23 protein-coding genes and 1 riboswitch are annotated in these 24,897 nt (G+C 72.0%); of the genes, 13 read left to right on the top strand and 10 right to left on the bottom strand.

Translation table 11 applies throughout. The features are described 5' to 3' along the window. Positions 1 to 2 precede the first annotated feature (2 nt). Positions 3 to 608, bottom strand: coding sequence for a TetR/AcrR family transcriptional regulator (locus HD596_RS46550; RefSeq protein ID WP_185075729.1), 606 nt, complete (start codon positions 606 to 608; stop codon positions 3 to 5). Between the two features lie 111 nt (positions 609 to 719). Between HD596_RS46550 and HD596_RS46545 the strand changes: the two genes are divergently transcribed. Both HD596_RS46545 and HD596_RS46540 read left to right on the top strand, forming a co-directional pair. Then, positions 720 to 1,115: a hypothetical protein gene (locus HD596_RS46545; protein WP_185075728.1), complete on the top strand. Its 396-nt coding sequence runs from the start codon at positions 720 to 722 to the stop codon at positions 1,113 to 1,115. Positions 1,116 to 1,143: 28 nt separating this feature from the next. Continuing rightward, positions 1,144 to 2,151 carry a patatin-like phospholipase family protein gene (locus tag HD596_RS46540; RefSeq protein ID WP_185075727.1) on the top strand — a complete coding sequence of 336 codons (1,008 nt, stop codon included), beginning with the start codon at positions 1,144 to 1,146 and terminating at the stop codon, positions 2,149 to 2,151. A gap of 21 nt (positions 2,152 to 2,172) precedes the next feature. Here the strand turns inward: HD596_RS46540 and HD596_RS46535 are convergent, their stop codons facing one another. Further along, positions 2,173 to 3,141 carry a YihY/virulence factor BrkB family protein gene (locus HD596_RS46535; RefSeq protein WP_185075726.1) on the bottom strand — a complete coding sequence of 323 codons (969 nt, stop codon included), beginning with the start codon at positions 3,139 to 3,141 and terminating at the stop codon, positions 2,173 to 2,175. Between the two features lie 132 nt (positions 3,142 to 3,273). Here HD596_RS46535 and HD596_RS46530 point away from each other — a divergent pair, with 132 nt between their 5' ends. Further along, positions 3,274 to 3,945 (top strand): DUF6766 family protein, encoded by a 672-nt coding sequence (locus HD596_RS46530; RefSeq protein WP_185075725.1) that lies wholly within the window; start codon positions 3,274 to 3,276, stop codon positions 3,943 to 3,945. Positions 3,946 to 4,327: 382 nt separating this feature from the next. On the opposite strand, the gene HD596_RS46525 is transcribed toward HD596_RS46530, so the two are convergent. Genes HD596_RS46525 through HD596_RS46505 form a run of 5 tightly spaced genes read right to left on the bottom strand, consistent with a single transcriptional unit; the run spans position 4,328 to position 8,664 of the window. Then, on the bottom strand, positions 4,328 to 5,044 hold the full coding sequence (locus HD596_RS46525) for a hypothetical protein (protein ID WP_185075724.1): 717 nt from the start codon (positions 5,042 to 5,044) through the stop codon (positions 4,328 to 4,330). Continuing rightward, positions 5,035 to 6,477, bottom strand: coding sequence for a hypothetical protein (locus tag HD596_RS46520; RefSeq protein ID WP_185075723.1), 1,443 nt, complete (start codon positions 6,475 to 6,477; stop codon positions 5,035 to 5,037). The genes HD596_RS46525 and HD596_RS46520 overlap by 10 nt, the downstream gene beginning before the upstream one ends. Beyond that, entirely contained in the window at positions 6,474 to 7,310 is an 837-nt protein-coding gene (locus tag HD596_RS46515) for an ABC transporter ATP-binding protein (protein WP_185075722.1), read from the bottom strand. The genes HD596_RS46520 and HD596_RS46515 overlap by 4 nt, the downstream gene beginning before the upstream one ends. Continuing rightward, the gene (locus HD596_RS46510) at positions 7,307 to 8,095 is read right to left on the bottom strand and encodes a zf-HC2 domain-containing protein (RefSeq protein WP_185075721.1); all 789 of its coding nucleotides are present in this window, start codon (positions 8,093 to 8,095) and stop codon (positions 7,307 to 7,309) included. The genes HD596_RS46515 and HD596_RS46510 overlap by 4 nt, the downstream gene beginning before the upstream one ends. Then, complete coding sequence (locus tag HD596_RS46505; protein WP_185075720.1) at positions 8,092 to 8,664, bottom strand: RNA polymerase sigma factor; 573 nt, start codon at positions 8,662 to 8,664, stop codon at positions 8,092 to 8,094. The genes HD596_RS46510 and HD596_RS46505 overlap by 4 nt, the downstream gene beginning before the upstream one ends. 187 nt (positions 8,665 to 8,851) lie before the next feature. Between HD596_RS46505 and HD596_RS46500 the strand changes: the two genes are divergently transcribed. Next, a complete protein-coding gene (locus HD596_RS46500) occupies positions 8,852 to 9,352 on the top strand; it encodes a MarR family winged helix-turn-helix transcriptional regulator (protein WP_185075719.1) in 501 nt (166 codons plus the stop codon). Between the two features lie 53 nt (positions 9,353 to 9,405). Here the strand turns inward: HD596_RS46500 and HD596_RS46495 are convergent, their stop codons facing one another. The 3 genes from HD596_RS46495 to HD596_RS46485 all read right to left on the bottom strand — a co-directional run bounded on the left by HD596_RS46495 (position 9,406) and on the right by HD596_RS46485 (position 13,043). Then, positions 9,406 to 10,083 (bottom strand): DUF4142 domain-containing protein, encoded by a 678-nt coding sequence (locus tag HD596_RS46495; protein ID WP_185075718.1) that lies wholly within the window; start codon positions 10,081 to 10,083, stop codon positions 9,406 to 9,408. A gap of 203 nt (positions 10,084 to 10,286) precedes the next feature. Continuing rightward, positions 10,287 to 11,054, bottom strand: a complete 768-nt coding sequence (locus HD596_RS46490) for a glycoside hydrolase family 25 protein (RefSeq protein ID WP_185075717.1) — start codon at positions 11,052 to 11,054, stop codon at positions 10,287 to 10,289. 13 nt (positions 11,055 to 11,067) lie between these two features. Then, a riboswitch (cyclic di-AMP (ydaO/yuaA leader) is annotated at positions 11,068 to 11,212 on the bottom strand. Positions 11,213 to 11,603: 391 nt separating this feature from the next. Next, a complete protein-coding gene (locus HD596_RS46485; RefSeq protein WP_185075716.1) occupies positions 11,604 to 13,043 on the bottom strand; it encodes an MBL fold metallo-hydrolase in 1,440 nt (479 codons plus the stop codon). Between the two features lie 393 nt (positions 13,044 to 13,436). On the opposite strand from HD596_RS46485, the gene HD596_RS46480 reads away from it, so the two are divergent. The 9 genes from HD596_RS46480 (at position 13,437) to HD596_RS46440 (ending at position 24,892) form a co-directional block, all read left to right on the top strand. Further along, positions 13,437 to 13,652, top strand: coding sequence for an AIM24 family protein (locus HD596_RS46480; protein WP_185075715.1), 216 nt, complete (start codon positions 13,437 to 13,439; stop codon positions 13,650 to 13,652). Beyond that, the gene (locus tag HD596_RS46475) at positions 13,622 to 13,819 is read left to right on the top strand and encodes an AIM24 family protein (protein WP_185075714.1); all 198 of its coding nucleotides are present in this window, start codon (positions 13,622 to 13,624) and stop codon (positions 13,817 to 13,819) included. Before HD596_RS46480 ends, HD596_RS46475 begins: the two co-directional genes overlap by 31 nt. Before the next feature lie 128 nt (positions 13,820 to 13,947). Continuing rightward, positions 13,948 to 14,394: an MBL fold metallo-hydrolase gene (locus tag HD596_RS65310; RefSeq protein WP_185075713.1), complete on the top strand. Its 447-nt coding sequence runs from the start codon at positions 13,948 to 13,950 to the stop codon at positions 14,392 to 14,394. A gap of 307 nt (positions 14,395 to 14,701) precedes the next feature. Beyond that, positions 14,702 to 20,155, top strand: coding sequence for a non-ribosomal peptide synthetase/MFS transporter (locus tag HD596_RS46465; RefSeq protein ID WP_185075712.1), 5,454 nt, complete (start codon positions 14,702 to 14,704; stop codon positions 20,153 to 20,155). A 37-nt stretch (positions 20,156 to 20,192) separates the two neighbouring features. Then, complete coding sequence (locus HD596_RS46460) at positions 20,193 to 21,698, top strand: class I adenylate-forming enzyme family protein (RefSeq protein ID WP_185075711.1); 1,506 nt, start codon at positions 20,193 to 20,195, stop codon at positions 21,696 to 21,698. Next, the gene (locus HD596_RS46455; protein WP_185075710.1) at positions 21,695 to 23,194 is read left to right on the top strand and encodes a condensation domain-containing protein; all 1,500 of its coding nucleotides are present in this window, start codon (positions 21,695 to 21,697) and stop codon (positions 23,192 to 23,194) included. Before HD596_RS46460 ends, HD596_RS46455 begins: the two co-directional genes overlap by 4 nt. After that, positions 23,188 to 23,427, top strand: coding sequence for a phosphopantetheine-binding protein (locus HD596_RS46450; protein ID WP_185075709.1), 240 nt, complete (start codon positions 23,188 to 23,190; stop codon positions 23,425 to 23,427). The genes HD596_RS46455 and HD596_RS46450 overlap by 7 nt, the downstream gene beginning before the upstream one ends. Then, positions 23,424 to 24,719: a condensation domain-containing protein gene (locus HD596_RS46445; RefSeq protein ID WP_185075708.1), complete on the top strand. Its 1,296-nt coding sequence runs from the start codon at positions 23,424 to 23,426 to the stop codon at positions 24,717 to 24,719. The genes HD596_RS46450 and HD596_RS46445 overlap by 4 nt, the downstream gene beginning before the upstream one ends. Then, positions 24,716 to 24,892, top strand: a complete 177-nt coding sequence (locus tag HD596_RS46440; protein ID WP_185075707.1) for an MbtH family protein — start codon at positions 24,716 to 24,718, stop codon at positions 24,890 to 24,892. The genes HD596_RS46445 and HD596_RS46440 overlap by 4 nt, the downstream gene beginning before the upstream one ends. Positions 24,893 to 24,897: the final 5 nt, after the last annotated feature.

Raw genomic sequence — 24,897 nt, 5'->3', positions numbered from 1 at the left:
GTTCAGCCGGCTTCCGCCCTGGCCGCCAGGTGGTTGCGGATGGCGGTCCTGGCGCGCTCGTAGGCGTTCGGGTCGTCGTGCAGCAAGGAGACGGCGTTGGCGTTCTCCATGAAAGAGATCAGCTCGAAGGCGAGCTGGTCGGCGTCCGTGTCGCCGGCGAGCTCGCCGAGCTGGCGGGCATCCTCGACGGTACGCGCCACGAAGCGGATCCAGTCGAGGCCGGCCGCGGCGACGGCATCCCGCACCCGGCCCGGGCGGGCGTCGAACTCCGCGGTGACGGCGAAGAAGAAGCAGCCGCCGGGGAAGACCCGCCGCTGCGAGTAGCTCAACCAGCTCTCGCACAGCCGCCGCACCCTCTCCAGGCCCGGAGGCACGGCCAGCGCGGGCTTGATGACCTCCTCGACGTACACGCCCATCGCGGTGCGGATCGTGGCGAGCTGGAGCTCCTCCTTGGAGCCGAAGTAGCCGAACAGGCCGCTCTTGCTCACGCCGAGCTCCGTGGCCAGCCGGCCGATCGACAGCCCTTCCAGCCCGTCCTGCGAGGCGATGTCCGCCGCCCGGCGCAGGATCACGTTGCGGGCCCGCTCGTCCCGCGGCCGTCCCGCCATCTCCACCCCTTCCGCGTACGAACGTTCGGCCCAGGATAGCGGCTTGACGTCGTCCTCGGTGTGTTCCTATTCTCGGCACGAACGTTCGTACAAAGAAGAAAGGGCTTGCGCATGCTGAGATCCCGCTGGACCCCTGGACCGGCGGCCGGCGCCACCGGCTCGGTGCTGGTCAGCGTCACCGACTTCCGGATCAGCCGGCTGCGCGACCTGCCCGGCGTCTACCGGGCCGGGCTCACCCTGCGCCGCGCGTGGCCCGGCCTGCCCGGCGCGGTCGGCATGTGGCTGTGGACGGAGCCGCTGGAGGGCAGGTGCGGCTCGGTGTCGATCTGGCAGGATGAACAGGCCCTGCGCACGTTCGTCGCCTGGCCGGACCACGTCGCCATCGTGCGGCGCTACCGGGGGAGGGGAGAGCTCAGGTCCACCACCTGGACGACCACCCAACCCGATCCGAACATCTGGGCCGAGGCTCGCTCGTATCTGGCCGGCGACGTGACCCAGGCACCGTGACCGGCCACATCACCCGAAGGAAGGACATATGCCAAGCGAGCACGAGGTGCTGCGCGTCATAGCCGACCGGGTCCGTAGCGGCAGCCGTCCCGGCGCGCGCCAGGACGGCTACCGGGTGGCACTGGCCATCGAGGGCGGCGGCATGCGTGGCACGGTCTCCGCAGGCATGGCCTTGGCCCTGCACGAGGCCGGAGTGGCGCACGCCTTCGACGCGGTCTACGGGGCGTCGGCCGGGGCCATCACCGGGGCCTGGCTGCTCAGCGGAACCCCCGAGAACCTGACCGGCTGGGCCGAGCCCGTCTACGCCAGAGCGATGATCCGCCCGTCCAACCTCCTGCGCGGCCGCCCCATGGTCGATGTGCGGAACCTGGTCGAATACCTGTACTGCGAAGTGACCCGGATGGACTTCGACGCCGTCCTGACCAACCCCATCGAGTACCACCCGCTGGCCACCGACGTACAGACCGGGCGATCCACCGATCTGCGCCCGCATCTGACCGGTCCCGCCGAGCTGCGGCTGGCCCTGCGGGCCAGCGCCGCGCTGCCGTTCCTCGCCGGTCCGCCGGTCGAGCTGGCCGGGCGGCTCTACTACGACGCCGGACTCGCCGAGTCCATCCCGTACCGCACCGCCCTGGCACAGGGCGCCAGCCACGTCCTCGTCCTGCGGTCCCGGCCCGCACTTCCGGCTGCGGCCGGAGCACCGGCCGCGCGACCGTCCTACGGGGCGCGCCTGATCGCCGCGACCGTGCTGCGGAGCTATCCGGAGGCACTGCACCGAAGTTTCTACGCGCGCGACCACCGCTCGCTGCACGACGACGCGCTGCTCGCCCGGTACGACCGGCCCGTGCCCCCTCCATCCGCCGAGGGCCAGGTCGCGCCCGATCCGGCGGTGCTGTCCGTGCGGCCGGCACTTGACTCCCCGCGCGTCGGCCGCCTCACCCGAGACGGCAAGCCACTCAAAGCCGCGCTCGAAGCCGGCCGCGCAGCCGTCAACCTGCTGCTGCAACCGCTCGGCCGGCCGGCCGCGGCACCGTAGAGGCGACCCCGCGGCCGGATGTCACCGATGTTCCTCCGCGTCGGAAGCGGCGGGGTCGCGTGGCTCCGCGTACGGCTCCCGTTCGGGCGGCTGGCCGGCCGCGATGGCGCGGCCGCGGGCGAGCTCGGCGTCGAATTCCACGCCGAGCAGGACGGCCACGTTCGTGATCCACAGCCAGATCAGGAAGACGACGACGCCGGCCAGCGCCGCGTAGGTCTTGCTGTAGGAGCCGAAGTTGGTCACGTAGAAGCCGAAGGCGGCGGAGGCGACGATCCACACCGTGACCGCCAGCACGCTGCCCGGCGTGATCCAGCGGAATCCGGGCTGTACGACGTTGGGGGCGGCCCAGTACAGCAGCGCCAGCACCAGCGTCACGATGACCACCAGGGCCGGCCACTTGACGATGCCCCACACGGCCAGCGCGCTCTGGCCGATCCCGAGCAGCCGGCCCGCCTGGCCGGCGAGCTCTCCGGTGAACGTCACCACGACCGCCCCGACGGCCATCAGGATCACCAGGACGGTGGTGATGGCCAGGCGCAGGGGGAGAATCTTCCAGATCGGCCGGCCTTCCGGCATTTCGTACATCACGTTGGCGGCGCGCATGAACGCCCCCACATAGCCGGACGCCGACCACAAGGCGACGGCGACACCGATGACGGTGGCGATGCTCGCGGCGCGCGGGCTGCTCTGCAGGGCCTGGAGCACGTGGTCGATGACCTCACGGGCGGGGCCCGGCGCCATGGCCGCCAGGTTGTCGGAGAGCGGCCGGGTCGCCGACCGGCCGAACACGCCCAGCAGGGACACCGCCGCGAGCAGCGCGGGGAAGATGGACAGGACGGCGTAGTACGTGAGCGCGGCCGCCCAGTCGGTGAGCTGGTCGTCCCGGAACTCCCTGACCGTGCGCTTGAGGACGCCCCACCACGAGCGCTTGCTCAGTTCGGCCGGACTTTCCGGCGCCGCCCGCCGTACCGCGCCATCGTGGCCTTTCATCGGACTGCCTCCGGGCTGCGCATCATGGGACCGCGTTTACCCCGCCCTCCGGGAGCTATGCACCACCGGGCGTCAAGTCGCTCGCATGCCGAGTTGACCTCCGGGTAGCGGGAGCTTCATGAGGTTTTTGCTGTGAGGTGGCTCAAGGAGAACTCGCTGGCGCTGGCGTTCCTGATCCTCTTCGTGCTCGCGCTCGCCGGACAGGCCGTGGCGGGGATGCTGGACTACAACGATCAGGAGCTGGCCCTGGGCGGCGAGCCGGTCTCGATCCTGCAGTACGTGACCTCCTCGACGTTCGCGGTCGACGTGGCGGAGAACTGGCAGTCGGAGTATCTGCAGTTCTTCCTGTTCATCGTGCTCACCGTCTGGCTGGTGCAGAAGGGGTCGCCCGAGTCGAAGAAGGTGGGTCAGGAAGGGCTGGAATCGGATGAGGAGCAGCAGGTCGGACGGTATGCCCATGACGGTTCCCCGGCGTGGGCCAGGACCGGGGGGTTGCGGCTGTGGCTGTTCGGCAACTCGCTGGCGCTGGTGATGGGGGCGATCTTCGTGCTGTCGTGGCTGGCGCAGTCGGTGGCGGGGCTGGCCGCGTACAACAGCGAGCGGCTGGACGACCTGCGTGATCCCGTCGGATGGGGGGCGTACGTCACCTCGCCGGAGTTCTGGAACCGTAGCCTGCAGAACTGGCAGTCGGAGCTCCTGGCCGTGCTGTCGATGGTGGTGCTGGCGATCTATCTACGGCAGCGGGGCTCGCCCGAGTCCAAGCCGGTCGGGACCTCCCACGCGGCCACGGGCGTCGAGAACTGACGGCGACGCGCGAGCTCGCTGAAGGGCGCCACGCTCACCGAGCATTCGCCGCCCAGGGTCGTGATCCGTGCCGGGTCGCTGCGGCGGATGACCTCCAGGGCCTTCGCGAGCCGGCCGACGACGGCCGCCTTCGCCTCGATGCCGTCGCGCTCGTCGAGGCCGACGTCGGACATCGTGACCGGTACGGTCTCAGTGGGGCCGTGGTGCGGCGGCAGCACCGCTTCCAGAACGATCGTGCCGACGGCGTAGCCGCGACGGGCGGTCGAGGGTGCGCGCCACGCGGCGTGGCGCTGGGTGGTTCCTGCTGTCGATGGTGGTCTTCAAGGGAGGCTGGCGGCCCGCCATGCGGGCCGCCGAAGTCATCGCCTGACAGCGCGGCGGGTCAGCGCCGCAGGTCGCGCCCCGCGGTGATCAGCCAGAGGTACGGCAGGGGCAGCATCGCCAGCCAGAACAGGTGTGCCTGATCCCAGTACCCGAACCCGCAGGTCGGCGGCCAGAGCCGGGCCTGCTCGGGGAGCAGGATGGTCCCCAGCACCATCGCCAGCTGGACCACCATGGCGGCCATGGCGGCCTGCCGTCCGGGTGCGAACCGCACGGCGGTCGCCGCGGCCGCCAGCGCGATGCCGAGGCAGACGCCTACCTCGATGAGCAGGTCGCCGACCGGGAACAGGGCGCCCTCGGGCAGGCGGGTCAAGATGTAGGAGAAGGCGGCCAGCCAGATCGCGATCGCGGCGCCACCGGGCAGCAGGCAGCGCAGCGCCTGTCGGACCCATCGGGGGACCGCGGCGGCGCCGAGGTCGGCGGACATGGCATCGACCAGCCCGAAGGCCGCCGCCGCGCCGAGCAGGGTGCCACAGATGCGCATGAGCACGAGCGCGTCGCCCCCGGGCAGTGCCTCCCCGTACTCCACCAGGCTCACCAGCCCGGCGGTGAAGGCGGCGACCACGGCCAGAGGTCCCCAGTCGATGGCCCGAGCGAGGGGGCGCACCAGCAGGAGCGCCACCCGCCAGCGGGATGGTGGCGGGGCAGGGGCGGACGTGATGGGTGCGTCCGCGGCGGATCGGGCGGCCTGGGGGCGGGCGGGCAGTGTTAGAGGCATGGCATGGCTCCCATCGGCGCGTCGAACTTCCGTTCCAGCCCGAGCAGCGGCAAGGCCTGGTCGATCGTGGTGGTGGGCTTGACGAGCGTGTCCCAGTTGGCCTGGACCTTCTCACGGGCGCCGGGGGAGGCCAGCAGAAGCTTGGCGTAGCCGATCTCGGCCGGGCCCCAGTCCAGACCGGACAGGCGTCCCAGGTGATGGTCGACATAAAGCTGCCGCCGGGCCTCGGGAGGGGAGACTTGGCCGATGAGCCAGAGCGCCACTACCGTGCGGGCCTGACCGCGCACGTCACACGGTGCGGCGCGCCGGGAGGGGTTGAAGTGCTTGGCGGCCGAGTCGTACAGCCCGGTCGCCCGGAAGGCCACGTCCTCGGCCAGCATCCTGCGCTGGTCGGGATGCCCCCAGCTCATCGACGGCCGGATCACGCCCGAATCATCGGCGAAGCTCCAGGTCGGACTCATCTGCCGCACCTGGGGCGCCCGTGCCCGCAGCGCGGCGGGCAGCACCGCCACGACCGGCTGGACCGCCTGTTCCCACAGCGGGATCCACGGTTCGTAACCGGGAAAGGCGCAGTAGGTGAGCCCTTGGCGCTCCGTGCAGCGGTAGGCATCGGGGCCGAAGTAGCGCTCACGCACGCGGGAGTCCACATGGTCGACAGTCAGCTCCACGTTCGTGGGAAACCTGCTCGGTGGCCGGGTGGACGCCGCGATGGCCCCGGAGGGCACCGCGACCGCCAGCGCCACCACCACAGCCACAGCGGGTGCCGGCCGTACCCGATGCCTGAGCAGCGCGATCCCGCCGAAGACGGCGGCGACGGCGAGCACGTACACCAGGTGGAGCGCGGACGGGCGGTCGGGCCAGTCCGGCCGGTGGGCCTGCATCACCGGCAGCAGCCAGCGGGCCTGTCCGTTCGTCGGGTTCATGTAAATGAGGAAGCCGAGCACGGCCACCACCAGCGGCCCGGCGATCAGCCACCGCGTCCAACGGCCGACGGCCACGCCCAGCGTCGCGGCGAGGACTGTGGCAGCCACCGCCGTCAGTGGCTCCCACACGTCCAACCGCCCTCCGGCGGGGCCGCTCAGCAGCCGGATCGCCAGGTAACCGCCTACGGCCACACCCGCTGCGAGCGCCGCGACCAGCGGTGTGGCCAGCAGCAGGGCCCGCGTGCGGTGCTCGGCCCGCCCGGGCAGGCCGGCGAGGCTTTCCGGCATGCCGTGCCGCCCGTCGCGTGAGGTGGCCAGGCTCGCCGTGATCAGGACCGCCGAGGCTAGACAGGTGGCCAGCCCGGTGGCGTTGATCGGGTCCATCGTGAGGTCGGGCTGCTGGCCCCAGCTGAGGAAGGTCTGCAGCGCCAGCACCAGGACGGTCGCGCCCCACACGAGCGGGTGCCGCACCAGCCTGCGCGTCTCGAACAGGAACAGCCGCCGCGTCACGCCGCCTCCCCGAGCAGCATGAGGTAGCCGTCCTCGACACCGGGCACCGCCGCGTCGGCGGCCGGCGGCCGCGGGCCGAGCGTGCGGTAGCGGCCGTCGGCCGTCCGCCAGAACAGCTCCGACGTGGCGGGCGGCGCGTCCGACAGCCACACCCGGCCGTCTGCGACGGCCGCGAGCGCGCCGGGGGTGCCGTCGAAGACGACCCGGCCGTCCCGCATGACCACCACTCGCTCGCACAGCGCGGCGACGTCCTCGGTCTGGTGGGTGGACAACACGACGGTACGGCTCTCGCCGAGCCGTGAGACCAGTGCGCGGAACATCATCCGCTGTTCCGGGTCGAGGCCCACGGTCGGCTCGTCGAGAATGAGCAGGTCCGGCTCGCCCAGCAGCGCCTGGGCCAGCGCGAGCCGCTGGCGCATGCCGCCCGACAGTTTGCGCACCTTTGTCATGGCCTGGTCGGTGAGGTCCACCTCGGCCAGCACCCGGCGCACCTCGGCGTGCCGGTGCTTCCGGTCGGTCAGCTCCTTGAGGATCGCCACGTAGTCCACGAGGTCGAAGGCGGTGAAATGCGGGTAGGAGCCGGGGTTCTGCGGCAGGTAGCCGAGCCTGCGCCGCAGCGCGGTCCGCTGCACGCGGTCGGCCGGGTCCAGGCCGAAGGCGTCCACCGCGCCGCCGTCGGGGGCGAGGGTGGTGGCCAGGCAGCGCAGCAGGGTGGTCTTGCCGGCGCCGTTCGGGCCGAGCAGACCGGTCACGCCGGTGCCGAGCGTCAGGTCGAGGCCGTTGAGCGCCCGTTTGGCGCCGTAGGTCTTGGTCAGTTCCTTGATCTGGATCATCTGCTGCTCACCTTGTAGAAGCGGTATGTCAGGAGGAGGGCGGCCACGCCGTACCCGATCTGCGGAGCGGGACCGAAGACGGCCAGCCAGCTGCCGATGAAGCGGCCCGTGCCGACGATGGCCAGCCACACCCCGCCCACGGTGAGTGCGGCGATCGGCACCGGCAGCCGGTTCGACAGGGCCAGGCAGCCCGAGGCGGCGGCCAGCGCGGGCAGCAGCCAGGCGGCGGCCAGACCGGGAGGTGCGGCCAGCAGCGGTGAGGCAAGCCCGGCCAGCACGACCGACACCGCCAGCACGGCCGTGGCCCTGGTCAGCAGCAGCCGCGGGCCGGACATCGGCGTGGCGGCGACCAGTTCGTGGGCGGGATCGACGCGGGGCCCGTAGGCGAGCGCGATGCCCGCCAGCGGCAGCATCGGCGCGACGATGAGGAAAGCGGGCAGCAGTTCGGCCTGCGCGCGCGCGGCAAGGACCGCGAACGCCAGTACCGCCACCACGGCGGCCAGCCAGGCCTGGCTCAGCGTCGGTGTCGCCGTCAGCAGCCTGGCCAGGTGGTCGGGCACCCCTTTGTAACGCAGGAAACGCTCCGCCAGGCTCGGGCGCGGCGTGATCAGCTCGGCCTCCAGCCGCGCCCAGGACGCTTCGAGCCAGTCCTTGTCGTACGGCACCGCCGCCCGGCAATCAGCGCAACGGCCGAGATGCGCGTCCACGGACATGGCCAGCGCCGGTCCGAGCGTGCCTTCGAGGTAGCGCTCGCGCAGGTCATCGGGAATGTGCCAGCTACTCATGACAGCTCCTCGCGCAACCGGGCCCTGGCCCGCATGGCGCGGGTCTTGACCGTGCCTTCCGGAATGCCCAGGAGACCGGCGGCCTCCTTGGTGGTGAGGCCGTCGAGGACGGTCGCCTCGATGACGGCGCGCAACTCTGGAGAGAGCCTGTTCAAGGCGGCGCCGAGGTCACCGTGCTCCACGCTCAGCAGGACCACGTCCTCGGCCGAGGCGACCGGCGAGCTGTCGTTCGGTTCGATGCCGGAGCCGACCCAGCGCGCGCCGCGGCCGCGCAGAGCGGAGATCAGACGGCGGACGGCGATCGTCCACAACCAGCCGGCCGGGTTGTCGCCGCGGAAACCACCCGCCGAGCGCCACACGGCCAGAAAAGTCTCCTGCAGCGCGTCGTCGATGGCGTCCGCGTCGGCGCAGCGGCGAGCCAGGCGGGCGCGCAGCCAGGGGGCGTGGCGCTGGTGGAGGATGCGCAGGGCGACGGTGCTCCGCGCGGCGACAGCGGTGATGAGGTCGGCGTCATTGCTTTCCGCAGTGACGTCCGGGGCCGCGCGCCGTCGGAAGGGAAACGGTCTCACGGTATATCTATCGCACGACCTGTATGAGCCGGTTCTCCCAGGTCAGCCCTTTTCGCGATTTGGCCCGTGGATCCTCGTGCCCTTGTTCACCGCGGTCCAGGACGGCCACCTGGACCCGCGGATTCCGCTCTCATCGGCGATGAGCATCTCGTGCCCGTGATGGGGCGCGGCATGTACAACAGTGCCTATGAAGGAACACGATGACCTCCAGGCGCAGGGAGCGGATCTTTCCGCTGTCGTCACGGCGGTGCTGACCGGGTCGCGCCTGTTGGTGGCGGTCGCGGTGAGGTCATTGGGGGCGGTGGCGGACAGGGTCACGTTGCCGCAGTTCAGGATGCTGGTGGTGCTGGCCGGCCACGGCGAGACGAAGCTGGTCACGATGGCGGAGCTGCTGGGCGTCAACTCCTCCACGGCGATGCGGATGGCCGATCGGCTGGTGGCCGCCGGGTTGATCGTACGCGAGGTCAACCCGCACAACCGGCGCGAGAGCCTGATGCGGCTGACGGACGAGGGACGCCGCATCGTGGACGAGGTGACCGCGCGCCGCAGGGAGGAGATCGGCGCGATCGTGGCGCGGATGTCGGACAGGCAGCGCCGGGCGCTCATCTCGGCGATGAACGCCTTCAACGAGGCGGGCGGCGAGCCGCCCGTGAACGTGCCGAACCCGCTGGGCTGGTCCGCTGTCTGAATCGCGGACCTCGCGCGGCGCCTCGCGCCGCCGACGAGCAACCGCCTGAGCACTCAGATGGACGGGGTGGGGAAGCTCTCGGGTGTGGTCAGGCCGGTGCTCTCCAGGAGGCGCTGGTGGTTGAGCACCGCGGCGTTGGCCTGTTCGGAGAAGCGCCGGACCAGGGTGTTCTGCGTGGTGCCGCGTACCGTGCCGATCAGGGTGAAGATCTGTCCGTGCGCCAGGCGCAGCCATTTGACGTACGTGGTGTCATAGGCAGATCCGGACCTGCCGGAAATGTCGGCCATCCAGTCCTGTTGCTGAGGCGTGGGCTTCACCGGCAGCTTGACCTTCAGCTTGGCGGCCACGTCGCGAACCTGCCCGTCGAGCGTGTCGTGTTGAGCTGCGATCTCCCTGCTGACCTGGCGGACGCGGGCGCTGTTGGCGCGCTGTATCGCGTCCTGGGCCATGGGCATCTCCCACAGGCTGGCGAGCCGGACCTTCCGGATGAGCTCCTGGTCGGCCTCGGTCAGCGGTCCCCATTTGGTCTGCCGGGTGCCGATCTCCGGCTCGTCCTCCACCCCCCGGACGGTGGGCGCGCCGGTCGGTTCGGTCTCGACGGCGGTCGGCTCGGTGCTGAGGCCGGCGGTGTCGGCGACGGGCGTCGGCGTGTAGCCGGCGCAGGCGGTCAGAGTGCAGAGGGCGGCAATGCCGCAACTGATGAGAGCGCGACGGCTGTCGAGGAGTCGCATTACGCCGTCATCCCCTTCCGGTCCCGTGGACGCGGCCTTCGTGAGTGGCGCCGGTCACTGAGGGATACGCGGGAGGGGTGCGGGAGTGTTCATGGCACTGTGCAAGATTTGCATGGGGCAAGACTGCCGGGCCCATGCCTGCTCCTCCGGGCCGAGAGGAGGTGAGCGCGGCGTGGACCCGCTGCCACTCCTGCCGTGCCGGCTCAGGCGGTGGGGCGGCCCAGCCCACGCAACTGGTCGGCGGTCAGCGCGGAGACGTTCTGGTCGACAGGGGACTCGGAGTACTGGTGGATGGTCCAGGACTTCCAGTCGGCGGGCGGGGTGACCGCCCCCCTGGCCTTGCTGTAGTGCGCGACCCACAGCGGGTACTGGGCCAGGCCCTTGCCGTATTTGTTGGCGAAGTTCCAGCCGCTGTAGAACATCGGGGTGATGCCCGTCTTGTCCTTCACGTACGACAGCCACGCCTTGGCCCAGGCGTTGACCTCGGCGACGGATCTGCCGTCCGTGGTCTCCAGGTCGAGGACCAGCAGGTCGCCGGCCTTGGCGGGCTGCGAGTTCACCACGGACAGGAAGTGCTCGGCCTCCGCGATGGGATTGTTGCGCGGGTGGCCGTAGTGGTACGCCCCGCGTACGATCCCCTTCTTGCCCAGCTTGCGCCAGTGCCTGGCGAATGAGGCATCGCGGAAGGCGGTGCCTTCCGTGGCCTTGATGATGCCGAACTTGGCCGGGCTGGCGTTCCAGTCGTACAGGGGCTCGTAATTGGAGATGTCCAGGCCGTAGATGAGGGGTCTGGCTCCATGACGAGTCTCCGGCACCGGGTGCTGCGCAGTGGGTGATGCGAATGCGAAGCTCGTGATGGCGATGGTTCCGGCGAGGATGGCGCCGGCGACGGCGAAGCTGAGGTACTTGGTGAGGAGGTCGCGGTGATTCTTGAGGACGCAGGCGATTGCGGCAAGCCGAGGCTTGGACATGACGGGATTGACTCCTTGCTCCCATACCGCCTACCGGGTTAGCTGACGGGTTCGGGCCTGGAAGTGCCCTACGTGGCGCAGCCTGGGCTGGCGTCCGATTCACCCCAAGAAAGGTGGGTCCCCGGTTCCGCAAGGCGCGGATTCGGCGGCCGGACGCTGTCTCCGAAGAACTTCTCCGGGCAGCGCACGGTCCGGTCAACGAAGCGGCAACGATGCGGCCAAAGGGCGCCACATGTGTGCCGCGACTAGGCAAAAGATAGACATATAGCCATAGATAGTGCAAGTAGTGCAAATCGGATTCGAGGGTGTGGGTGGCTGAGTGGGGCTGAAATGCCGCGCCTGTAGGGATTCTGACACTTGGCAAAAAATCGAGGCCGTCGCTTCCACGCCCTACGCTCTCTGCACAGGTGGGGCAGACCATTCATGCGTTGCCATTGTGACTAAAGCTGCTTTACGGGTCATCGTGACTACAATCGCGTGCTTTCGGCGTCCGCAGGGCCGACCGGCTCGAGCGCTCGGCCTGGCCCTGCTTGGAGGAACCGAAGGCGGTCAAGAAGGCTTGTCGTCGGAGGTGGTGATGGGCAGGCCGGCGTCGGCGGCGTGGGAGTAGGCGTCGTCGATGTGGACCACCTGGCGGCCGCTGCGGGCCAGCAGGCTCGCGGCCGCCGCGGCCCGGTAGCCGCTGCCGCAGTGCACCCACACCGTTCCCTCCGGCACCTCGGCCAGGCGCCCCGGCAGTTCGGGCAGCGGGATGTGCACGGCGCCGGCCACGTGGCCGGCCCGCCATTCGTTGCCCATCCGCACATCCAGGACAGTCAGGCCACCGGCCGGCTCGCCCGCACGAGCGCCGGTCGGCTCACCCGCGCGCGCAGTGGCCGGTTCGCCCGTGCGGGCGGCGGCCAGGTCGGAGAAGGTCGCGGTGGTCAGGTCGGCGATCAGGTCCGGGTCGTGCCCGGCCCACTGCTCGACGGTGCCGGTCGACGCGGCGGCCGGACGGTCTATGCCGATGCGGGCCAGCTCGCGCTGGGCGGCGGCCACCTGTTCGGCGGACTCGCCGAGCAGCGTGAGGGGCGTACCCCAGGGGGCCAGCCAGCCCAGCCAGGTCGCCATCGGCCCGTCCAGGCCGAAGCTGAGCGTGCCGGCCAGGTGCCGGTCCGCGAACGCCTTGCGCGAGCGCAGGTCCACCACCCACTCACCCGCCCGCAGGCGGGCCAGCAGCTCCGCGCTGTCGGCCGGCCGCGCCGGGGTCAGGTCGATCGGCTCCGCGCCGGCGGCGTTGCGCGCGCCCATGTGGGCGTAATAGGCGGGGTAGGCGTCCAGCCCTTCCAGGAGGTGGGTGACGAAGTCGTCGGCCTCCATCCGCAGCACCGCGTTGACGTCCTTCTCCCGGCCGATGGTCGAGGCGGACGCGCCGGACGGCGTGGCCGCGCAGAAGCTGCCGAACCCGTGCGTGGGCCAGAGCCGCGCGCCGTCGGGCAGCAGGTCGGACAGCCGCCGCGCGGAGGCGTGTTGGTGGCGGGCCAGGGTGCGGGCGTGCTCGGCGCCCAGCAGGTCGGTACGCCCGGTGCCGCCGAACAACAGCGAGCCCCCGGTGAACACCCCCTCCGGACCGCCCGGCCCGGCCAGCACGTAGGACAGATGGTGGAACGTGTGTCCCGGTGTGCTCACCACGTCCAGCCACATCCGCTCGGAGACGGCGATCCGATCTCCGCCCGCGACCGGCACGCGGTCGAAACCGACCTCCTCGGCCCCGCCCACCAGGTACGCCGCCCCGCTCACCCGCGCCAGCGCCAGACCGCCGGAGACGTAGTCGTTGTGCAGATGGGTCTCCACCACGTGGGTGACGCGCACCCCCAGGCGCCCGGCGAGGGCCAGGACGCGGTCGATGTCGCGCTGCGGATCGACCACCACCGCGACGCGCCCGTCGTGGGCCAGATAACTGCGGTCCCCCAGGGAAGAGGTCTCGATCACCTCGACGTGGATCGTCATGTCCTTGTCTCCTTCCAATCGTGCCGAAATGATCTTGAATCCGGCTCGTTCCAACACCTTCGACACCCACCCGCACGACCTCGGTGCCCAATATACCCCCTGGGGGTAAATGAGCCTGCGGGCGCGCGAGGGTCCCTCGGTAAGGGCGACGGCGAGCACACCTTCCACCGCCGGACGGCAGGCCGTACGACGCCGCAACCGGCAGGACACGGTGCAACTCCTCGCGCGTGCCGGGACCCCAGGCGAGGCGACGGACGCCTCCGGACGGGCCGTTCACCGCCTCCAGTCGCAGCGGCCACGCCGGTCGTTGCCGGGTTCCGTCGGTGGGGCCGCGAGGTCGGCCAGGCGATCAACCTGATCCAGGTCACGGCGTTCACGGGTTGTCAACGAATCGTGTGCGACCTGCCGGGCGATCTCCAGGCCGCCGAGGTACGGCGCGACAACGCGCTCCTGCTGACCAGGGGATCGTGGATCGCCTCCAGCGACGGCGTGGAGATCGCCACCAAGTGGGGCGGCATGTCCAACCTCATCGACAGCGAGGGCGGCTTCCTCATCAAAGCCAGGGCGACGGCGTCGTCGTGCTCGGCTGCTACGGCGCGATGGACCTGATCGAGCTGGCAGCCGGGCAGCAGGTCGTGGCGGACTCCGGGCACCTGGTCGCCTACGACGAGACGGTCAAGAGCAATCTGCGGCGGGCGGTCGAAGGGAAGACGGTCCAATCGCTCAAGTCGGGCGAAGGGCTGGTCTTCGAGTTCACCGGGCCGGCAGGATCATGACGCAGACCAGGAACCCGGGGGCCTTGATCCTCCATCTGACGGAAGTGCTTCCCTTCGAGCGCGCCTGACGCCGCGCAGGCGCCCGGCCGTCCGGGCGACGCACCGGGAGCGCGTTCTCGGCGGCGAAATTGCACGAGGATGTCAGGGCCTGGACGCGGGCTCCGCTGGCCACGGCTTTCTACTCGCATGGGCACGTCGACCACGTCTTCGGGACGGGGCCGTTCGAGGAATCGGGGCCTTTGGCCACGATTTATTCATATAAAGCGGTTGTTGACCCATTCGAGCGTTATGTCATCGAACAGTACCAACTCGCCCTCGGTCTCGAATGCGGTCACATTGCCGAACCCCGGCCACCAACCGACACCCTCGGCGATCGGCTGAACGCCCTTGCTCTGCAGCCCCGCGTCCACGACGCTGTCGTCCGATTCGCCGCGCCACACGCGCTCGGCGTACTCGGTAATCATGGGCCAACCCTGCTCCCAGAACCTCAGGGGTTCGCGGCAGGTGACCCGTGCGCGGGGGCGGTTCAAAGGGCGCGGCCGCTCGCCTTCCTTGCGCGCGCAGGTCAGAGTTGATGACACGCTGTGGGAGCGCTCCCAGATATATGACGAAGATGTTTCCGGACTGTCAAGGACCCGAAAGACAAGGTGCACAGAATCGCCGGGTTGACGTGCGCACATCGCGAATTGTTCTTGTTAGACCACGGTGGGCATTCGGAAATGCGGATCTAGCCCTTGACCTCGAAGGAGCCGAAACCTAGCCTCCCTCGTGGGAGCGTTCCCACGGCCTCATCCAGGCTTCGCCGCCCCGGCTGCAACACATCCGCGTCATCGTCGCGGACCTCCGTACGTGTACGACCGCGTGTTCCGAGGAGAAAGACGCGTGACCAGGAGCTCCCTTTCACCGGCCAAGCAGGCCCTGCTGGAGCGTCGCCTGCGGGCGCGCGGCACCAAGGTCAGCGTCCCCCGCCGTGACCCCGGCACCGCGCCGCCGCCGTCGGCCATGCAGGAGCGATTGTGGTTCCTTGAGCAGTACGCCCCGGGCACGGCCGCCTACACCGTGCCGTTCGCGGTCCGCCTGACCGGTGAGCTCGACGAGAACGCCCTGGCCAGGGCCCTGACGGAGCTCACCCGGCGGCATGAGAGCCTGCGTACCAGCCTGGTCACCACCCCGGACGGCCGCCCGGAGGCGGTGGTCGCCGAGGAGCCGGTCGTGGAGTTCCGCGTCACCGACGACCCCGGCGAGATCGACCGGGAGCTGACCCGGCCGTTCGACCTGGCCCGCCCGCCGCTGCTGCGCGCCCTGCTCGTGCGCTCGGCCCCCGAGGAAACCACGCGTGAGCACGTGCTGCTGCTCACCATGCACCACGCGATCACCGACGGCTGGTCGTGCGACATCCTGTTCCAGGAGCTGCTGGCGCTGCACGCGGGCCGCGAGCTGGCGCCGGTGCCGCTGCAGTTCGGCGACTACGCGCACTGGCAGCGCGGCCGGACCTTCGACGACGACGTGCGCTACTGGGTGTCCCGGCTGGACGGGGTGCCCGCGCTGGAGCTGCCGACCGACCTGCCCCGGCCCGCCGAGCAGCGCTGGGCCGGCGCCGCCGTGGACGTCGTCGTGGACCCCGCCCTCACCGCGTCGATCGCGGAGCTGGGCAAGGCGCACCGGGCCACGCCGTACATGACGCTGCTGGCCGCCTTCCAGGTGCTGCTCGGCCGGTTCGCCGGGCAGGACGACTTCGCGGTGGGGTCGCCGGTGTCCGGGCGGGAGCTGCCGGAGCTGGAGACGGTCGTCGGGCCGTTCATCAACACCCTGGCGATCCGGGCCGACCTGCGCGGCGACCCCACCTTCGGCGAGCTGCTCGGCCGGGTCCGCGACTCCACCCTGGACGCCTTCGCGCATCAGGCGCTGCCGTTCGACCGGCTCGTCACCGAGCTGTCCGTGGAGCGGGACGTCAGCCGCACGCCGGTCTACCAGACCATGTTCGCGCTGCAGAACTATCGCGGCCGGACCCTGGACACCTCCGGGCTGGGCGCGGAGCCGTACCCGATCCCGACCGTGGCCAGCCGGTTCGACCTGGCGCTCTACCTCTTCGAGGGCGGCGGCGGGCTGCACGGGCAGCTCACGTACAGCACCGCGCTGTTCCGGGAGGACACGGCGCGGCGGCTGGCGGGATGCCTGGAGACGCTCCTGCGGGCGGCGGTCGCCGACCCCGCGCTGCCGATCTCCCGGTTGCCGCTGCTCGGCCCGGACGAGCGGCGGCGCGTGCTGGAGCTCGGGGTCGCCGAGCCGGCGCCGCCCGCCGGGATCCGGCTGCTGCACGAGGTCGTCGACGGGCAGGATCCGGCGGCGGTCGCGGTGGTCGCGGGGGACGTCTCGCTCACGTACGGGGAGCTCGGCGCCCGCGCCGACCGGCTGGCCCGGCGGCTGAGGGCCCTCGGCGCCGGGCCCGGGGAACGGGTGGCGCTGTGCCTGGAGCAGTCGGCCGGACTGGCCGTGGCGGTGCTCGGCGTGCTCAAGGCGGGGGCCGCGTACCTGCCGCTGGATCCGGAGCATCCGCCCGAGCGGCTGGCCTATGTGGTGCGGGACGCCGAGGTACGGATCGCGGTGACCGATCCGTCCTCCAGAGGGCGGTTACCCGACGGGCTGGTCACGGTCGGCCTCGACGAGCCCGACGGCGACGAGGCGCCGGTCCCTCATGACGTGACCCCCGACGACCTGGCCTACGTCATCTACACCTCCGGCACCACCGGCAGGCCCAAGGGCGTGGCGATCCAGCACCGGCAGGCGCTGGTGTATCTCGCGGGCCTGCGGGAGCGGCTGGGGATCGAACCCGGCGGTTCGTACGGGCTGCTGCAGTCGCTGGCCTTCGACTTCGGGGTGACGGTCTTCTACGCGTGCCTGATGACCGGCGGGACGCTGCACATCATCCCGCCGCGCACGGCGGGGCACGAGCTGGCCGAGTACGTCCGGGACGCCGGCATCGACTACCTCAAGATCACCCCGTCCCATCTGGCCGCGTTGCAGGCCGACGTGCTGCCGCGCAAGCTGCTGATCCTCGGCGGCGAGGCGGCGCCCCGCGACTGGGCGGAGGAGCTGGCCGCCGCCGGGCGCTGCCGGGTCGTCAACCACTACGGTCCGACCGAGGCGACGGTCGGCGTCACCACCTACCCGGTCGAGAGCACCGGCGGCACCACCACCACGCTCCCCATCGGCAGGCCGCTGCCGGGGGCTCGGGCGTACGTGCTGGACGAGCATCTGGAGCCGGTGCCGGTCGGCGTCGCCGGGGAGCTGTACCTCGGCGGGGACCGGCTGGCCAGGGGCTATCTCGACCGTCCCGCCCTGACCGCGGAACGGTTCCTGCCCGACCCGTACGGCCCGCCCGGCGCTCGCATGTACCGCACCGGCGACCTGGCCCGCCACCTACCCGACGGGAACCTGGAGTTCCTCGGCCGCCGCGACCTGCAGGTGAAGATCCGCGGCTACCGGGTGGAGCTGGCCGAGGTCGAGTCGGTGCTCGGCCGCTGTCCCGGCGTGACGTCGGCGATCGCCGACATGCGCGGCGGTCTCCTCGTGGCGTACCTCCTCGCCGATGCCGCCGATGCCGCCGATGCCGCCGATGCCGCCGATGCCGCCGATGCCGCCGACGCCGCCGATGCCGCCGATGCCGGTGCGGCCGGTGAGGTCCGGCCCGAGGCCGCCGAGATACGCACCTGGCTGGCCGAGCGGCTGCCCGACTACATGATCCCCGCCCGGTACGTGTGGCTGGACGAGCCGCCGCCGCTGAAGTCGCACGGCAAGGTGGACCGGGCCGCCCTGCCCGACCCGGCGCCGGAGACGACCGGCCGGTTCGAGCCGCCGCGGACCGCCGCCGAACAGACGGTCGCCGCCGTGTGGGCCGAACTGCTCGGCGTCACCGAGGTCGGCGCCACGGACGACTTCTTCGAGCTCGGCGGCCACTCCCTGCTGGCCATGCGGGTGGTGGCCCGGCTCAGGCAGGAGGTGCCGGAGCGTTCCGTCACCGTGCTCGACCTGTTCAAGCACCGCACCGTACGCGAGCTGGCCGCGCTGCTGGAGTCGGCCGGCGACGGCCCGCGCCACCTGCTGCACCGGCTCACCCCCGCCAGGACGCCCACCTCGACGCTGGTCTGCGCGCCGTACGGGGGCGGCAGCGCGGTCATCTACCAGCCGCTGGCCGACGCGCTGCCGGCCGACTGGGCGCTGTACTCGATCGCGGTGCCGGGGCACGAGCTGGGCGAGGAGGCCCGGCCGCTGGACGAGGTCGCCGACGGGTGCGTGCAGGAGATCCTCGACGGCATCGAGGGCCCTATCACCCTGTACGGCCACTGCGGCCTCGGCGTGATGCTGGCCGCCGAGATCGCCCGCAGGCTGGAGGACGCCGGCCGCGAGGTCGAGGCGGTGTACCTCGGCGGCGTCTTCCCCTTCGCCCGCCCCCGCGGCCGCCTGTCGGGCCTGACCGAGCTCATGGAGCGCATCCGCGGCAACCAGGCCTGGATCGACGACCTGCGCTCCGCCGGCCTGGACGTGGAGGAGGTCGGGCGCGAACAGCTCGACCTCATGGTCCGCAACCGGCGGCGCGGCACCCGGCAGGCGGAGCGGTACTTCACCCGCATGTTCGAGGAGGCCGCGGCTGGGGCGGACGGGGCCCCGCTGCGGGCGCCGGTGATCGCGCTGGCGGGCGAGCGTGACCCGGCGATGGAGTTCTACCAGGAGCGTTACCGCGAATGGCACGTGCTGTCGGAGCTGACGGCCCTGGTCGTGCTGGACGAGGCCGGGCACTTCTTCCTGAAATATCGGGCGGAGGAACTGGCGGCCATCGTGACCGGCACGCACCGCGCCATCGCCGAGGGACGTACCGAGCCGCTGGCGCGCACGCCGCGATCGACGTGGTGGCTGGAGGGCGTGTCCTCCGGAGACTCCCCGGCCCCCTCGACGGCCCCCTCGACGGCCCCCTCGACGGCCCCCTCGACGGAACGCCAGGCGCGGCCGGGCATGGGGCGGTTCGCGCTGGTCGCGGCCGGGCAGCTGGTGTCGATCCTGGGGTCGGCGCTGACCGAGTTCGCCGTGCCGCTGTGGATCTACACGACCACCGGCTCGCTGGCGAACTTCGCGCTGTTCGCGGTCCTCGGGCTGCTGCCCGGCATGCTGGTCGCGCCGCTGGCCGGGGCCGTCGTCGACCGGCACGACCGGCGCGCGGTGATGCTCGCGGGCGACGTCACCGCGGGCGGCGTGCAGCTGGTCCTGGGGGTGCTGCTGTGGACCGGCAACCTGGAGATCTGGCACGTCTACCCGCTGCTCGCGCTGCTGTCGGTCGCGCTGACCTTCCAGCGCTTCGCGTACGCCTCGGCGATCCCGCAACTCGTCCCCAAACGGTTCCTGGGCCACGCCAACGGGGTGGTGCAGCTCGTCACCGGCACGGCCCAGGTGGCGGTGCCGCTGGTGGCCGTCGGGCTGATGGCGGTCATCGGGCTGGAGGGCATCCTGGTCATCGACGTGCTGTCGTACGTGTTCGCGGCCGCGGTGGTGCTGGCGGTCCGGTTCCCCCGGAGCATGGCCTGGCGGCGGCGCGAGACGGTCATGGCGGAGATCGTCGGCGGCTGGCGGCTGGCCTGGGGAAACCGGGGCTTCCGCGGGATGCTGGTGTTCTTCGCCGTCCTGAACGTGTTCCTGTCGCCGCTGTTCCTGATGATCTCGCCGCTGGTGCTGTCGTTCGCGACGCTGCAGGACGTGGGGCGGGTGTCGCTGGCGGGCGGGATCGGCGTGCTGGCCGGCGGGCTGCTGATGGCCGTGTGGGGCGGGCCGCGCCGGCGGCGGCTGCGCGGGGTGCTGCTGTTCACGCTCGCGCTGGCGGCGTTCTGCGTGCTTGTCGGCGTGCGGGCGGATCTGGTGGCGATCGCCGCGGGGGCGTTCGGGATGTCGCTGTGCCTGACGCTGCTCAACGGCGTGTACGCGACGATCATCCAGGTCAAGGTGCCGCAGCGGTTCCACGGGCGGGTCATCGCGCTCAACACGCTGGTCGCCTGGTCCACGCTGCCGATCGGGTTCGGGCTGGTGGCGCCGTACGGGGCGACGGTGCTGGAGCCGCTGATGGCGCCGGACGGGCCGCTGGCCGCGACGGCGGGGGCGCTGCTCGGGACGGGGGAGGGGCGCGGGATCGGGCTCATGTACGTGGCCTTCGGGCTGGCCATCGCGCTGATCGCGGTGTGCGCGATGCGGGTGAGGGTGCTGGCCCGCTTCGATCGGGAGGTGCCCGACGCCCCGCCCGATGACCTCGTCGGCATCGAGCAGCTGCGGCGGCGCGCGGGAGGCGAGTCATGATCTTTGCGGAGCTGCGGCGGCGCGCCGGAGGTGAGGCATGATCGTTCCGGAGCTGCTCGCCAGGCGGGCCGCGGAGGAGCCCGAGCGGGTCGCGCTGGAGGTCGCCGGGGGCGGCACGCTGACCTTCGCGCAGTGGCACGCGCAAGCGGAGTCGCTGGCGCGCGGGCTGGTCCGGCGCGGGGTGCGGCGGGGCGATCGGGTGGGGCTGCTGTTCGGGGCCGAGAACTGGACCGGCTTCGCCGTGGCCTACTGCGCCACGCAGCTGGCCGGCGGGGTGGCCGTGCCGATCTCCGACCGGTTCGCGCCGGCCGAGGTGGCGTACATGCTGGAGCACTGCTCGGCGACCGGAGTGCTGCACGCCGGCAAGGGCCCGGCCGCGCCGCCGGACGGCGCCTACTGGAGCGCCGTGCCGGACGAGCTGGAGCCCGGCCCGCGCGAACCCGAGCCGCCGGGGCCGGCCGATCTGGCGCAGATCCTCTACACCTCCGGCACCACGGGCCGGCCGAAGGCGGTGGCGGCCACCCACGCCAACCTCACCTACGGCAGCGCCACCCGGGCCAATCGCCGCAGGTTCGGGCATTCGCGGCTGCTCCTGCACGCCTTCCCGATCGGCACCAACGCCGGCCAGGCCATGCTGATCAACGCACTGGACGCGCGGCCGGCGGTGCTGACCCTGGCGCGGTTCACGCCGGGCAGGTTCGCCCGGCTGATCGAGTCGCGGCGGGTGGGAACCGTGTTCCTGGTGCCGGCGATGGCCCTGGAGCTGCTCAACGCCGGGCTGCACGAGCGGCACGACTTCTCCGGCGTGGTCCTGCTCGGGTCGGCGGCCTCCGCGCTGCCGGCGGCGCTGTGCGCGCGGCTGGCAGCGGCGTTCCCCAAGGCGACCGTGACGAACTACTACACCTCGACCGAGGCGGCGCCCGCCCAGACCGTCATGATCTACGACCCGTCGCGGCCCGCGGCCCTGGGCCGGCCGGCGCTCGGCAGCGGGCTGCGGATCACCGGCCCCGACGGCAGGCCGCTGGCGGCCGGGGAGACGGGGGAGATCTGGCTGCGCTCTCCCGCCGCCGCGCGCTCGTACTACCGCGACCAGCAGGCCAGCGCGCACACCTTCCGCGACGGCTGGGTGCGGATGGGCGATCTGGGCTACCTGGACGCCGACGGCTACCTGTACCTCGTCGACCGGGAGAGCGACGTCGTCAAGTCCGGGGCGTACAAGGTGTCGACCGTGCAGGTGGAGGCCGCGCTGCACGAGCACCCGGACGTGGCAGAGGCGGCCGTCACCGGCGTGCCGCACCCCGTGCTGGGCACCGTGCTGGCCGCCGCCGTCGTGCCCCGGTCGCGGGCGCCACGCGTGACGGAGCTGCGGACCTTCCTGATGACGAGGCTGGCCGCGCACGAGCTGCCGGCGCGAGTGATCTTCGTGGACCGCCTGCCCCGGAACCACTCGGGGAAGGTCGTCAAGTCCGGCCTGCGCGATCTGCTGGAGCAGGCGGACTCCGTGATGGAAACAGGCTCTGTGGAGAAAGAAGGCGGGAGATGACCGGATCGTGGCCGGCCTCCCCTGCGCAGCAGGGGATGTGGCTCACCGAGCGGGCCGGGGTCGGCGGGCGGGCCTTTCACATGCCGCTGGCCGTGTGGCTGGACGGGCCGCTCGACGTGGCGGCCTTGGGGGAGGCGTGTGAGGAGGTGGCGCGCCGGCATCCCGTGCTGGGCGGCGTGCTCGCCGAGGACGGCGGTGAGCTGCGGGTGCTCGCCCAGGGGGTGCCGCCGATGCGCGAGGGCGGCGACCTCGAGGAGGAGCTGGCCGGGCCGGTCGATCCGGTCGCAGGGCCCGCGGCGCGGTTCACGCTGATCCGGGAGGACGCCAAGCGGCACGTGCTGCTGTTCCAGGCCCATCACGCGGTGTTCGACGGGGAGTCCAAGGACATTCTGCTGCGCGACCTGGCCTCCTGGTACGGGGGTGCGGCGCCGGCGCCGCTGGTGCTGACGCACCCGGAGGTCACGCTCCAGCAGCAGGTCAGGCTGGCGGACGCGCTGCCGGACGCGCGGCGCTACTGGCAGGACCGGTGGCAGGACCAGCGGGAGCTGCACCTGCCCGGCCTGAGCGGCGTGTCCGTGGCCGCGGCGCCCGGCTGCGCCCTCGACTTCGTCATGGAGGACCTCGGCGGGCCGGCCGGGCGGCTGGAGGTCACCCGTTTCGAGGTGGTGCTGGCCGCGTACGTCGCGCTGCTGCGCGCGTACGGCAACGCGCGGCCCGCGGTCGGCGTGGACCTGTCCACGCGGACCGAACAGAGCCGGGACCACGTGGGCGCCTTCGTCAACGAGCTGCCCGTGATCGGGGCGCCGGAGGCGGGCACGTTCGGCGAGTTCGCCCGGAGCCTGCGGGTCGAGCTGCGGCGGTTGTACCGGCACCGCGAGGTGCCGCTGGCCAGGGCCGTGGACGGGATCGGCCCGCGCGCCGCGCTCACCCCCGTGTCGCTCAGCTACCGCCGGCGGCCGGAGACGGGCCCGCTGTTCCCCGGGCTGGGCGCGTCGGTGGAGTGGATGATGTTCAACGGCTGGGTGCGCAACACGCTCCACCTGCAGATCGTCGACGACCCGGCGGGCACGGCGGCGCGGCTGCAGTACAACCCGGCGCTCCTCGACCCGGCGGGCGCCGAGCGGGTCCGGGAGGATCTGGTCGCGCTGCTGGCGGCGATCGCCGCGGACCCGGACGCGCCGCTGGACCGGCTGCCGCTGCCCGGCCCCGTCCCGGCGGCGTCCATGGCCACCGCCGGCACGGGAGCGGACGGGCCGGCGCCCGCCGAGCTCGTACGGGAGATCCAGGCCATCTTCGCCAAGGAGCTCGAACTGGACGACGTGGAACCCGACGACGACCTGTTCGACCTCGGCGGCCATTCCCTCACGATCACCCAGATCATGGCCAGTGCCCGGGAGCGGTTCGGCGTGGAGCTGTCCTTCGAGGTGTTCATCGACGACGCCACCGCGACGCGCATCGCCGCGGAGGTCGCCCGCCTGCAGGGGCAGGCATGCTGAGGGAGCGCGTGGCCGCGCTGGTCGCCCAGGCCAGCGACGGGGCGCTCACCACGGAGGAGGTGCTGGCGGCCGACTGCTCGCTGACGGCGCTGGGCCTCACCTCGCTGGGCTACATCCGGCTGATCGACGCGATCGAGGAGGCGTTCGGCTTCGACATCGAGTTCGACGGCAGCCTCGACACGCTCGACGGGCTGGTCGAGCACCTGTCCCGGTTCGCGGGCCGCCCGTCATGACCGGACCCGCGACGGTCGAGTTCACCGGCGCCAGGTCCGGCGAGGGACCGCTCACCTGGGGCCAGCGGGCGATCTGGCGGCTCACCGAGTGGCTGCCCCCTGGCGACCCGTACTTCAACATGCCGTGGGCCCTGCCGGTGCACGGCAAGCCCGACCTGCCCGCCGTCCTCGCCGCCCTCGCTCGGCTGCTCGAACGGCATGAGAGCCTGCGGACGAACTGGCTCCCGGACTCGGAGCAGACCGGCATGGTGCAGCGGGTCGCCGGGGACGGGCGGCTGACGGTCGAGCTGGTCGACGCCGCCGGCTCCCGGCCCAGGGTGCTGGCCGGGGAGATCGCCGCCGAGCTCGCGGCCAAGGGCTTCGACTACGCCGGCGAGCTGCCGGTGCGCTGCGCCGTCGTCATGGACGGCGGCAGGCCGCGCGCGGTGGCGTTCGCGTTCACGCACATGGCGGTGGACGGGCGGGCGCTCGACGTCATCGCCGGCGAGTGGCCGCGGCTGCTGTCCGGGGAGCCGCTGCCGCGGGACGTGCCGCAGCCGCTCGACCTGGCCGCCGAGGAACGCTCGCCCGAGGGCGCGGCGCGCGGCGAGCGGGCGCTCAGATACTGGCGGGCGGCGCTGGAACGGATGCCGCGTCCGCTGTTCGCCGCGCCGCCGGGCCCGCCCGAGGAGCCCAGGTTCGTCAAGCTCGGCATGGAGTCGGCGGCGCTCGGCGCGGCGGCCACGGGGCTGGCCGCGCGCTGGGGGGTGAGCACCAGCAGCGTCCTGCTCGGGGCGTACGCGGTGCTGCTGTCCCGGCTGACCGGCCGCGGCACGGTCGCGCTGCAGCTCATCGTGGGCAACCGGCACGATCCCCGGCTGGCGCCCATGGTGGCCACCCTCGTCCAGGACGGGATCTTCGTCCTGGACGTGGTCCCGGGTCAGCCGCTCGCCGAGGTGGTGCGGGCCGCGCACCGGGGGGTGCTGGCGACCTACCGGCACGCCCGCTATGACCCGGCCGCCCAGCGGGCCCTGATCGGGGAGATCGGCCCGCCGCCCACCGCCTACTTCAACGACGTACGGGTCGCCGCGGGCTGGCCCAACCTGCCGGCGAACCCGCCCGCGACCCCCGGCCGGATCTTCCCGGTGGGGGCCTGGCCGGAGGTGGACGCCGAGGTGTTCTTCACCGCCGGGCCCGCCACCCACACCTGCCGGCTGGACCTGCTCGCCGACACCTCCCTCTTGCCCCGGGAGGCGATCGAGGCGACGCTGCGCGAGGTCGAGACGCTACTGGTCAGCGAGGAGAACACATGAGCGCCGAGATGCGCGTGGTCGTCAACCACGAGGAGCAGTACTCCATCTGGGCCGCGGCTCGCGAACTGCCGCCCGGCTGGTCCGACGCGGGGTTCGCGGGCACCCGGGAGGAGTGCCTGGCCCACATCGAGACCGTCTGGACGGACATGCGCCCGCTCAGCCTGCGAAACTGAAAGGC

This window comes from Nonomuraea jabiensis, assembly GCF_014204795.1.
Lineage (GTDB): Bacteria > Actinomycetota > Actinomycetes > Streptosporangiales > Streptosporangiaceae > Nonomuraea > Nonomuraea jabiensis.
Note: the sequence above shows the minus strand (reverse complement) of the source record. Positions and strands in the feature narration are given on the sequence as shown.